Annotated in this window: 11 protein-coding genes and 1 pseudogene; 5 read left to right on the forward strand and 7 right to left on the reverse strand. The window is 41.4% G+C overall.

Annotated features, from left to right (window positions below; translation table 11 throughout):
* Window positions 1–17: 17 nt before the first annotated feature.
* The 7 genes and pseudogenes from ccoS to ccoN all read right to left on the reverse strand — a co-directional run.
* Window positions 18–170, reverse strand: a pseudogene (gene ccoS / locus CAG57_RS05985) (cbb3-type cytochrome oxidase assembly protein CcoS); the annotation flags it as partial.
* Complete coding sequence (locus CAG57_RS05990) at window positions 163–2,541, reverse strand: heavy metal translocating P-type ATPase (RefSeq protein ID WP_161427108.1); 2,379 nt, start codon at window positions 2,539–2,541, stop codon at window positions 163–165. The gene CAG57_RS05990 and the pseudogene ccoS, both read right to left, overlap by 8 nt.
* Before the next feature lie 4 nt (window positions 2,542–2,545).
* On the reverse strand, window positions 2,546–3,025 hold the full coding sequence (locus CAG57_RS05995) for a FixH family protein (protein ID WP_099612421.1): 480 nt from the start codon (window positions 3,023–3,025) through the stop codon (window positions 2,546–2,548).
* Window positions 3,026–3,102: 77 nt separating this feature from the next.
* Window positions 3,103–4,086, reverse strand: coding sequence for a cytochrome-c oxidase, cbb3-type subunit III (gene ccoP / locus CAG57_RS06000; protein WP_099612420.1), 984 nt, complete (start codon window positions 4,084–4,086; stop codon window positions 3,103–3,105).
* Entirely contained in the window at window positions 4,083–4,256 is a 174-nt protein-coding gene (locus CAG57_RS06005; protein ID WP_099612419.1) for a cbb3-type cytochrome oxidase subunit 3, read from the reverse strand. Before CAG57_RS06005 ends, ccoP begins: the two co-directional genes overlap by 4 nt.
* A gap of 11 nt (window positions 4,257–4,267) precedes the next feature.
* Complete coding sequence (gene ccoO / locus CAG57_RS06010) at window positions 4,268–4,888, reverse strand: cytochrome-c oxidase, cbb3-type subunit II (RefSeq protein WP_161427107.1); 621 nt, start codon at window positions 4,886–4,888, stop codon at window positions 4,268–4,270.
* Between the two features lie 13 nt (window positions 4,889–4,901).
* Complete coding sequence (gene ccoN / locus CAG57_RS06015) at window positions 4,902–6,329, reverse strand: cytochrome-c oxidase, cbb3-type subunit I (RefSeq protein WP_161427106.1); 1,428 nt, start codon at window positions 6,327–6,329, stop codon at window positions 4,902–4,904.
* 275 nt (window positions 6,330–6,604) lie between these two features.
* On the opposite strand from ccoN, the gene CAG57_RS06020 reads away from it, so the two are divergent.
* From CAG57_RS06020 to CAG57_RS06040, 5 genes are all read left to right on the forward strand, one after another.
* On the forward strand, window positions 6,605–6,964 hold the full coding sequence (locus CAG57_RS06020) for a hypothetical protein (protein WP_161433669.1): 360 nt from the start codon (window positions 6,605–6,607) through the stop codon (window positions 6,962–6,964).
* A gap of 63 nt (window positions 6,965–7,027) precedes the next feature.
* Window positions 7,028–8,215: an FIST signal transduction protein gene (locus tag CAG57_RS06025; RefSeq protein ID WP_099612415.1), complete on the forward strand. Its 1,188-nt coding sequence runs from the start codon at window positions 7,028–7,030 to the stop codon at window positions 8,213–8,215.
* 9 nt (window positions 8,216–8,224) lie between these two features.
* Window positions 8,225–9,955, forward strand: coding sequence for an ATP-binding protein (locus tag CAG57_RS06030; protein WP_161433671.1), 1,731 nt, complete (start codon window positions 8,225–8,227; stop codon window positions 9,953–9,955).
* Window positions 9,956–9,963: 8 nt separating this feature from the next.
* Window positions 9,964–10,185 carry a response regulator gene (locus tag CAG57_RS06035; protein ID WP_337247025.1) on the forward strand — a complete coding sequence of 74 codons (222 nt, stop codon included), beginning with the start codon at window positions 9,964–9,966 and terminating at the stop codon, window positions 10,183–10,185.
* A gap of 279 nt (window positions 10,186–10,464) precedes the next feature.
* Window positions 10,465–11,736 carry an O-acetylhomoserine aminocarboxypropyltransferase/cysteine synthase family protein gene (locus tag CAG57_RS06040; protein ID WP_099612413.1) on the forward strand — a complete coding sequence of 424 codons (1,272 nt, stop codon included), beginning with the start codon at window positions 10,465–10,467 and terminating at the stop codon, window positions 11,734–11,736.
* The last annotated feature ends 376 nt before the right edge of the window (window positions 11,737–12,112 follow it).

The following is a 12,112-nucleotide window of genomic DNA, read 5'->3' on the forward strand; positions in this document are numbered from 1 at the left end:
TTGCAAGCATCGGTTTCTTCTTGTTTTGGCTCTTCATCATCAAACAAAATGTTATGACCTTGCCGCTCTAAATCTTCAAATTGATCATGTTTTACCGCCCAGATAAAAATCGCACAGGCGAGGGCGGTAAATAAAATGGCAGCGGGCACTAATAGAAAAAAACTATCCATGGAACTTCAATAACCTCATTGAATTTGCAATCACGACAACCGAGCTGAGCGACATTCCTAAAGAGGCAATATAAGGCGGGACATAACCCATTATGGCTAAAGGTAGAATCAGTAGGTTATAGAACAAAGATAGCCATAAATTCTCTTTAATGATTTTCCGAGTGTTAAACGCAAGTTTTCGAGCTTTAAGCACATTACTGAGTTTGTCATTCAATAAAACCATATCAGATGAAGCTTTAGCGACATCGGTTCCTCCTCCCATGGCAACAGAAAGATGCGCGCCGGCTAGGACAGGAGCATCATTAATACCGTCACCAATCATTAAGGTGATGGTATCATCCGGTAGAGAGTGTAGATAGTTTAATTTTTGTTCTGGAGTCACATTCGCAACCACATGTTCAATGCCCATTTTGTCCGCGACTCGTTGTACGTTCAATTGATTATCTCCGGATAATAGAGTTAAACGAATCCCCGCATTTTTGAACTCAGTGACCATCGCCAAGCTCTCACGACGAATCGGATCGCGGTAATAAAATGAAGCGATCAACCGTGTATTACTACTGAGATAAATACAATCGAGTTCTTGCGCATCGAGATCGGATTGACCTAAAGCAAAAGACGCCGAGCCTAATCGGAGAGTTTGTCCTTGATAAATGCCCTGTAGACCACTTCCTATTACGTTTTTTACCTGTTCAACTTGATAACTCTCATCCGCAAAAGAAGTAAAAGCTTTCGCTAAAGGATGATTAGCATGTTGCTCTAAACTGGCGGCAATGGCTTGACATTGCAGGAGGGAAAAATGTGCATCATGTACTTTTGTTTGATAAATCTCGATGCGACCTTCAGTCAGTGTTCCCGTTTTATCCATAATCAAGTGATTCACTTGACAAAGAGTTTCAAAAACATGCCCTTTACGGAGTAAAATGCCAAAGTGGCTTAAACGAGAGGTCGCACAGGTAATTGCGGTCGGTGTGGCTAATGCGAGGGCGCATGGGCAGGTTGCCACTAAAACCGAAAGCATGATCCAAAATGCGTCTTCTGGATGATAAAAGTGCCAAAATAGCCAAGTCCCTGCGCCAATAACTAATGTCGCTATGACAAAATAACGTGAAACAATATCGGCAATTTCTGCAATTCTTGGTTTACTTATCTGGGCGTTATCTTGCATGCGAACTATATGAGAAATCATTGACTCTGCTTTATTTTTAGTTACCTGCATTTCAAAAGATTCATCACCATTTAAGGTGCCAGCAAAAACATCATCACCCATTATTTTCACGACAGGAACGGACTCCCCTGTTAACATGGACTCATCCACATACACTTGCCCTGAAAGAATTTTTCCATCAGAAGGAATATTTTCTCCTGGTAACACTCGTAATGTATCGCCTACATTCAATTGCCTTACAGGGACTTGTGATCCATCAGATAAGGTAGCAAACGTTGGCACCAATTTGAGCAAATTTGCACTATGAGCAGAGGCTTCTCGTCGAGCTTTCATCTCAAAATATCGGCCAAGTAATAAGAAGAAAGCAAACATGGTTACTGCTTCATAAAACACCTCGCCTGAACGGTTGACTGTCGCAACAATACTTGCAACATATGCCATGATCATTGCGATAGAAACCGGGATATCCATACTTGGTGCGCGAGCTTTGATGCTTCGCCATGCATTTTCATAAAATGGCCACGCTGAATAAAGCATGACGGGAGTGGCAAAGAAAAAGCTAACGATCCGAAAATAATGTTTAAAAGCGTCATCGAGATCGGAAAAAACTTCTAAATAGAGTGCAACAGCAACCATCATAACCTGCATCGATGCGATACCGGCAACACCGATACGATAAAGGTATTGCTTTGAAGCTCGGTGGTATGCTTGTTCTTGATCGTCTTGTTCAAAAGGGGAGGCTTTGTAACCTAACCTTTGTAGTTGGGTGATAATGGCACTTAGTTTTATTTTCGTGGGGTCCCAGACGAGTCGAGCTCGATGAGTTAGGGTATTGACACTGACTTCTGCTATTCCTGCTTGTTTTAGCATGTGTTTTTCAATTAACCAAGCACAGGCGGCACAGGAAACACCTTCGAGGCCTAACGTGACCTCATTATACTCATCATGCTTAAAAACAAATTCCTCTTGAATCGTGTCATCATCATAGTGAGTTAAGTTTTTAAGCGCATCAGGAACAAGGTCAATTTTTTCGGCCGTTTTTTGTCGGTATTGGTAGTAGGAAACAAGGCCACTGTCTACTATCGTCTGAGCTATCGTTTGACAGCCAGGGCAGCACATCTCTCGTTGTTCGCCTAAGATCATCACCGTCAATTGGGTATCGGCTGGGACATCTTCGCCACAGTGATAACACGTTTTTTTCATAAGCCTAATTCAGCAATTGAGTGGCTGCGACCGAGGGAAAGTTGACCTTTCCTTGAATCAACCATTGATCGTTATGCGGCGATAATTCTAAAAACCATGGACCGTTGAGCGCTTCATCCAATTTTATTCGATAATGACCTTGAAAGTCGGCAGTCACGAGTTGAGTAAAGTCACGATCCGGCAACGTTCGATGAGCAAACATAATATTGAGTGCAGGGTAATGCGGCAAAGAACCTTTATCGAGCTGAATAACGACATCGTTACCTTCTGAAAGAATCGCCGCTTTGAGGTGATGGCGTTTTGCCTGATTAATTTTTGATAAGTCAATATTGATTCCTTTCCCTTTTTTATAATAATCCTCCGTGACCATAGAAACTGAGTTTTGATGAAAGATAAAGACAACAACTAAGGTTCCAATGACCACCATCGAAGGTAATATAATTAAGAACCAGGGCCAGAATTGTTTATACCAAGGTTGTTCCATAAGAATATTCTCTACAACAAAAGATAGAACATAAAACTGATAGAGAACCAGCCCCTTTTAGGGGCTGATTTGAAACGCTATTTCATTGTATCTGAATTACTCAAACTCCAGACATAAGCGGCAACAAGCTGAACTTTATCTTCACCCAATATGTCCAACCATGCAGGCATCACACCGGAACGACCATACATAACGGTTTCTGTGACATCGGCACGGGAACCGCCAAAAAGCCAATATTGGTCGGTTAGATCTGGAGCACCAACAGCAGGGTTTCCTTTACCATCAGTACCATGACAGGCAGCGCAAACGACAAAACGATTTTTTCCGGCTGCTGCTTCACGGGCATTAACAGAACGGCCTGAGAGACTCAAGGTATAGCTGACGACTTCTTTAACACCTTGTTCACCAAGAGAGTCTTTCCATCCGGGCATTTCACCGATGCGACCGTGGCGAATCGTGGTAATAATCGCCTCTGGTTCTCCACCATAAAGCCATGCTTTATCGGTGAGATTAGGAAACCCTTTTTGTCCGCGAGCATCAGAACCATGGCATTGAGAACAGTTTTGCAAAAACAGACGTTGACCAACATTTAAAGCGTCTGAATCAGCGGCAATCTCTGGTAATGAGCGTAGTTCATCCCCGCCGTTTTGGTAGGCGAGTTTTCTGAACTGTTCACCAAAGTAAGTTTGTGCGTCATCTAATTCTTTTGCGTATTGAACCAAACGCTTATTTTGTTGAGCGGCTTCGATAGAGGATTCAGATGCCGCTAGTGAACGCACCGTTTGATCTGAACTCTGCCAGCCAAGTAACCCTTTAAAGTTACCCAAACCAGGATAAAGAGCGAGATAAATCGCGGCAAAAACAAATGTTCCAATAAACAAATATGTCCACCACTTAGGCAGCGGATTATTGATTTCTCGGATGCCATCATAGTCATGGCCCATGTCTTTGCCTTCTTCTACCCCCATTTTGTCTTTCAAACACCAAATGAGTAGAGCCGCACAGCCCAGTAGTGTTCCGACTGTGATGACGATAATCCAAAGACTCCAAAATGTCGTCATTGCTTGGTCTCTCCTTGTTTTTTCGATGAAGATGGCTCTTCGTCGAAGATGAGATTAGCTGCTTCATCAAAACGTGCTTTACGCTTCTTCCCGTAAGCCCACCATACAACACCAATAAAGCAGACAAACAAGACAATGGTCCAAATACTGTGAATCGTACCGATATCCATAAATACTTCCTCTATTTCATTGCATGACCAAGCGACTGAAGATAAGCAATGATGGCATCCATCTCTGTTTTACCTTCTAATTCTTTTGGTGCATTGGCAATTTGTTCATCGGTATAAGGCACACCAAAGCGATCACGGAATAAGGCCATTTTCTGTTGAGTATGCTTATCACTGACTGCATTTTTTGCTAACCATGGGAAACCAGGCATATTAGATTCAGGAACCAACTCACGAGGGTCAATTAAATGAACACGGTGCCACTCGTCAGAATAGCGTGCACCCACTCGAGCAAGATCTGGCCCAGTACGTTTTGACCCCCATAAGAAAGGATGTTCCCAGACGCTTTCACCGGCGACGGAATAGTGCCCGTAACGTTCAGTTTCAGAGCGGAAGGGACGGATCATCTGGCTATGACACACATGACATCCTTCACGGATGTAGATATCACGGCCCTCCAACTCTAAGGCAGTGTAAGGACGTAAATTATCGACCGGTTCATTGGTTTGTTGCTGAAAGATCAAGGGCGTAATTTCGACTAAAGCTCCCAGACTAATAGCAAAGACGATCAAAATAGCCAGCAAACCTACATTACGTTCTACTATTTCATGGCGGTTTTTAGCGTTATGACTCATGCTCTCAATCTCCTTATACCGGCTGAGGAATAGCTTTTAAGCTATCTTTCGGGGCTGAAATGGTTTTATAGGTGTTATAAGCCATGACAAACATACCTGATAAGAAAATAAAGCCACCAATAAAACGAACGGTATAAAAAGGATAAGAGGCTTGAACAGACTCAACAAAACTATAAGTGAGTGTGCCATCAGAGTTCACTGCACGCCACATTAGTCCTTGCATTACGCCTGAGATCCACATTGCGACGATGTATAACACTGTACCAATCGTTGCGAGCCAGAAGTGCATGGTGATTAAACCAACCGAATACATACGTTCTTGTCCAAATAAGCGCGGGATAAGGTGGTAAACGGATCCGATAGATACCATAGCGACCCAACCTAAAGCTCCAGAATGCACATGGCCTACCGTCCAATCAGTATAATGAGAGAGAGCATTGACGGTTTTAATCGACATCATCGGCCCTTCAAAAGTTGACATACCATAGAAGGAAAGCGAAACGATCAAAAAACGTAAAATGGGATCATCGCGTAATTTATGCCATGCACCCGACAGCGTCATAATACCATTGATCATACCTCCCCAAGATGGTGCAAAAAGAACCAATGACATCACCATACCGAGAGACTGTGTCCAATCGGGGAGTGCGGTATAATGAAGGTGGTGCGGGCCAGCCCAGATATATAAAGAAATCAAAGCCCAAAAGTGAACGATAGAGAGCCGATATGAGTAAACTGGACGTTCAGCTTGCTTGGGAACAAAATAATACATCATGCCTAAAAAACCAGCCGTCAATAAAAAACCAACCGCGTTATGGCCATACCACCATTGCACCATGGCATCAACAGCACCTGAATAAATACTGTATGATTTCATCATTGAGACAGGAATCGCCATGCTATTGACTATGTGTAGAACAGCCACAGTGATAATGAAAGCACCAAAAAACCAGTTCGCGACATAAATATGTGAGGTTTTACGTTTGACTATCGTCCCAAAAAAGACCACAGCATAAGCAACCCAAACGATAGCGATTAAGATATCGATCGGCCACTCTAACTCAGCGTACTCTTTACTGGTGGTGTAACCTAAGGGCAAAGATATAGCAGCGGCAACAATGACCGCCTGCCATCCCCAAAAGGTAAAGGCCGCAAGTCGGCCACCAAAAAGACGAGTTTGACAGGTGCGCTGTACAACATAATAAGAGGTTGCGAATAGGGCACTAGTACCAAACGCGAAAATTACCGCATTTGTATGCAGAGGACGTAAACGACTATACGTCAACCACGGCGTATCAAAGTTGAGCTGTGGCCATACTAATTGAGCGGCTATCAAAACGCCCACAGCCATACCGACAATACCCCATAAAATAGTCACAAGGGTAAATTGACGAACGACTGTGTAGTTGTAGTTTTGTCTAAGCTGCTGTTCTTGGCTCATTTGCATGCTTCCAATGTCTAATTAACTACACTTTACTTTCAACACGACTCATGTCGTAATGCCACCAAGTTGACAACAACAGGCAATCCCCACCATAAAAATAATGGTTATCAAATGCTTGAGAGTTGTTGCTGACTTTATAAAAAAGTGGCATTTTCCAAACGCAACTATACTGCATTTAACAATTTAATGACAGGGATGTAACCTTAGTATTGTTCTGGGCTTGCTTTTTTATTTAAAAAGTTTGAAGTTTGTTACATAGGGAACACAAATTAATGCCATCAGAAAGACTTACAAAACACAGACTTGTTCAAATTACCATCACTTTAACTATTTTACTGGTTGCGTTTATATGGCGCACCATAACGCATGATGACGTTGTCACTCTTGACTGTGTCATTCAACCTAAATGTTCGTTAATTGTGAATGAAAAAGTGCTTACGATAACAAGAAAAGAAAACGATGAAGTTGGGTACAGCCTTTATTATCCTATTGAGGAACAGTGGACGATCACGCCCAAAGAAAATGTGATTAAACAAGAGAGGAATAGATGGTTGGTCAGTGAAGCGACATCAGAAATATACATTGTTGAGTTGGGTATCAAAATTCGTCTTTTATCAAGCAAATCAGGATAAAAATTATACTCTACCTTTCAGATCATGTATAACAAGCAAAGAACTTTTTAAGTATATATACAGATGCGATTAATTACCGCTTACACTCATATATTAACGCCCCAAAAAGCGATAGACCAACTGCAAGAAGAGCTCGAAAAAGAGGGGATCGCGAGTCTTATTTGTTATTATTCAGAAGAATATGCTGGTCATGAAATTCAACATGCGCTCACCCAAGCCTTTCCTTCAACGCCTTTCATTGGCTGTTCTTCCTGCTGTGGGGTCATGACCGATCAAGGTTACCATGCGGGTCCCGTGATTGCGTTAATGGCGATTTATGACTCGTTTTATAGTGCCTATGGCACTGGGCTTATCAATTTTACACTCGGCTGTGACTATAAAAAAAATACCCAAATCGCCCTTCAGCAAGCATTAGTGTCAGCCGACCGAGTGGGTGAAGTTCCAAGCTTAGTTGTTTTACATTCAACCCCCGGTAATGAGGAACTTTTAATTGATGCCATTGATGAAACATTCGGTACTCAAGTTCCTATGATTGGAGGAAGTTCAGCTGATAATGATATTCAAGAGAAGTGGTCTATCATCACTCAAGATGGCTGGAGCCAAAACGGCATTGCTATTCAACTGTTTTTCCCTTCGCAGCCATTACTCACTGGACTAAGCGCGGGTTATTCACCGACCGAGTTTGAAGGAAGAGTCACAAAATCGGCTGGACGACTAATTGAACAGATTGATGGAGAAAGAGCGGCTGATATTTATACGGAATGGGTCAGTGATCATTCTGGGATGCAAATCAACGATGATTATCTTTTTCAACATGTCACTCGCTTCCCGTTAGGACGAGTGGCCGGTTATGTACACCAACAGCCCTACTATAAATTATCTCACCCAATTCGAATGACAAAAAATGGAGCATTAGAACAATTTTCCACCATTAAAGAAGGTGAGCGGATCACCCTGATGACCGGCTCGAAAGAGCAATTAATTAATCGAGCGTCCAAAGTAATTAAAGAGGTTAATACTCAAAATTATCATGAATCGCTTATGCTTGGGGCGATCATCATTTACTGTGCTGGTTCAATGTTACGATTAGGGAGTGAAATTTCAACCGTTTACCAGCAATTATCCAAGCAGATGCGTGGACATCCTTTTATCTGCCCCTTTACGTTTGGAGAACAAGGACGGTTTACTGGTGGTGAAAATGCGCACGGTAACCTTATGATAGCTTCGGTTATTTTTTATGAATCAGAATAACAATTAATGATGGAACAAGACAAAATTGAACAGTTTAATGAGATGTTACTTGAGCTTGAGCGGAGTAAAGAGCGCGAGCTCAAACTCGCTGAAGAGAACCGAGTTATATTAACCGCGATTTCTACCTTAAGTCATGCCGATAATAAGCATCAGATATTTGATGAATTAAAGAATGTACTACATCGATACATTAAATTTGATGACTTTGTTGTTATCTCTAAACTTAAAGATAAAACTACGTTTGCTACTTTTCTTTCCTCTAATCAAGCGTTTAAAGATAAGTCTTGGTTAAATGGTGATAAATTTCGACGTGTATTAGAAGGTGAGTGCATTATTCTTTTCGAGCCTATCAAGCTAGAAGAGTTTGATAATCTGAATCCCTTTCTTAAAAACCAGATAAAATCGGCGCTTTTTACGGGTATTCGAACCGAAACAAGCGACTCTATTTTATTATTGTTAGGCAGTAGAAAAGGGCAGTTTAGTCTAGAAACGAAAGCAACATTGCAACGTTTTCGTCCATTACTCGAACGAGCGATCAATGATATTGAACATAAAGAAGAGTTACAGCGTCTCGTTGAATTGAAAACGCGCGAATTAACAATAGCACAACAACAAGCAGAGCAAGCGAATCAATCCAAATCTCAGTTTTTAGCCATGATGAGTCATGAGCTGAGAACGCCGCTCAACGCTGTATTAGGATTGATTGAAATTTTACGTAAAGACTCCAATCGTTATCAACAAAATCTGCTTGAACAAATGGAAGGCTCAGCTGAGCTTTTACTGGTCATTATCAATGATATTTTAGATTTAAGCCGTATTGAATCAGGGCATTTTAAGTTACATTGTCACTGGGTTCAGCTCCATAAACGTTTAATGCATGCGCTTGGGTATCATCATAAAGCCGCAGAAACGAAAGGGATCCGTTTTAATGTCCGAACATCCATCTGTGATCACTATGAATACTGGGTTGACCCAGTTAGATTGATGCAAATTCTGTTCAACATTATTGGTAATGCTATAAAGTTTACTCACATTGGCAGTGTCGATGTTTCATTGATAACCGCACGAGATCAGTTGGTTATTGAGGTTAGAGATAGCGGCATTGGCATAGAACAGCAACGAATTGAACATTTATTTTCACCTTTTATCCAAGCTGATAGCTCAATTACTCGTAACTATGGTGGTACTGGCTTAGGGTTAGCAATCACAAAACATCTAGTGAAGTTAATGGGAGGGGAAATCACCGTTCAAAGCCAACTTGGTGAGGGCAGTCAGTTCACCATTAAGTTACCTGTTGAGTCTCGTTTAAATCAAAAAGCCACTGTTTCTTCAACGACTAATATGACGTTGCGCAAACCCGCACAAAATGTAAGTAGCCAAAATATCTTGGTAGTTGAAGATACAAAAACAAACCAAGTGGTCATTCAGTTAATCCTATCTCAGATGGGTTACAATGTAACAATTGCAGAGCATGGTTATCAAGCGATTGAACTCGTAAAGAGCAACGACTCTTTTGACCTAATTTTTATGGATATTTCTATGCCGATTATGGATGGTATTCAAGCAACCCAGCAGTTACGAGCCAATCACATTCAAACGCCTATCATTGCGCTCACCGCTCATGCGATGCAAAGTGATCATAAAGTATTTCTAGAGGCAGGCATGAATGATGTCATTTTAAAACCGATACGTAGCCAAGAACTGCAACGTCTTACTCAGCTTTATTTACAAAGAAATTAATCTTTGCTCTGTANTTTATGGATATTTCTATGCCGATTATGGATGGTATTCAAGCAACCCAGCAGTTACGAGCCAATCACATTCAAACGCCTATCATTGCGCTCACCGCTCATGCGATGCAAAGTGATCATAAAGTATTTCTAGAGGCAGGCATGAATGATGTCATTTTAAAACCGATACGTAGCCAAGAACTGCAACGTCTTACTCAGCTTTATTTACAAAGAAATTAATCTTTGCTCTGTATCGCATAATTAGCTTTATTGGTCAGCCATGACACAATAAAGCTAATTATATACTTTATGGTAAATAGGTTATGTTCAATGGAAAATAGCGCGAGTGAATAGAAGTCATCTAAGCTTGAAAGGAATAGTCATTTATTGATTATAGCCACGTTATATAATTTAACATAATATACGTAATGCGCACTTAAGTATAACAAGGCTCAATAAGATTGACATGCGAATTACCTCATGTTTTTATGAGCAAACGTTAATCAATAAGGATATGTAATGAAACGTGAAACTCTTGCCTTGCACTATGGTTATCAACCCGATAGCCAACATGCTGTCGCTATTCCTGTCCATCAAACAACCTCATTTAGCTTTGACAATGCTCAGCATGCCGCTGATTTGTTTGATTTAAAAGTTCAAGGTAATATTTATTCTCGAATTATGAACCCTACCTGTGATGTGCTTGAACAGCGGATTACAGCCCTTGAAGGTGGTGTTGGCGGCTTAGCCGTTGCTTCCGGAATGGCAGCAATTACTTACGCCATTCAAACCATCGCTGAAACTGGCGATAATATCATCTCATTAAGTGAACTTTACGGTGGAACTTATAATTTATTTGCTCATACGCTACCAAGACAAGGTATTGAGGTTCGTTTTGTAGATAAAGATAACTTCAATCAAATTGAGCAACTTATCGATCAAAATACGCGCGCAATTTTTTGTGAAAGTATCGGTAACCCTTCTGGTAGTTTGGTCGATATCCAAGTTCTAGCTGATATTGCTCATCAACATGGCGTTCCTTTGATTGTTGATAATACTGTTGCGACGCCATTTCTATGGCGTCCTTTTGAACATGGTGCCGATATTGTTGTGCATTCTGCCACTAAATATATTGGTGGGCATGGCACAACAATCGGTGGAGTCATTGTCGATTCTGGAAACTTTCCATGGGCCGATCATGCCGAACGATTTCCATTACTTAATCAGCCTGATGTCTCTTATCACGGCGTTAATTATACTCAGGATATCGGGGCGGCAGCCTTTATTGCACGCGCACGAGTTGTCCCCTTACGTAATATGGGAGCTGCATTAAGCGCTCAATCCGCTTGGAATCTTTTGCAAGGATTAGAAACACTCGCACTACGCATCGAACGCATTAACCAAAATAGTTTAGCCATTGCTCAGTGGCTTACTCAGCATCCTCAAGTGAGTTGGGTGAACTATGCTGGATTACCGACTCATAAAGATCATCACTTAGCTGAAAAATATATGCAAGGACAAGCATCGGGTATTTTAAGTTTTGGTATTGTCGGCGGGCGTGATGCTGGCACTCGATTTTATGATGCACTAAAGTTAATTCTTCGCTTGGTTAATATTGGTGATGCTAAAAGTTGTGCGGCTATTCCCGCAGCAACAACCCACCGTCAACTGAATGACGAAGAGTTAAAAGCAGCCGGTGTTTCAGCTGACATGGTTCGGCTCTCTATTGGGATTGAACACATTGATGATTTACTTTCAGATCTTGATCAAGCTTTACAAGCCTCACAATAATATACACAGCTGATTAGCTTCCTATTTTAATATTTTAGGCTCTTATCATAAAAAGCCCATCAAACGTGACATTGTCACCTCCTTGGTGAGCTTTTTATTTATCTCAATCAAACCTTTTAGCCTCCGCAACTAAGATCCATCCCACATCGTTGTTATACCCTTCCTACTTGAAGCTGCAGGGGTGTTGGCTACGTTCTTTCACCCCAATCACATAGCCAGTCTATGCTCATGGGGATTCACTCACTTGCCGCCTACCTGCAACTCCAAGTTGTTTGGGTATATTGTCCTTAATAAGAAAGTGACACCGTTGCCTTTTAGCATATCCTACTAGTAAAGATATTGGCGCTATTTGTTTTTGTAATAAAATTACAAAGCA

Origin of the sequence: Vibrio sp. V30_P3S12P165 (assembly GCF_009904905.1) — a bacterium.
Lineage (GTDB): Bacteria > Pseudomonadota > Gammaproteobacteria > Enterobacterales > Vibrionaceae > Vibrio > Vibrio fujianensis.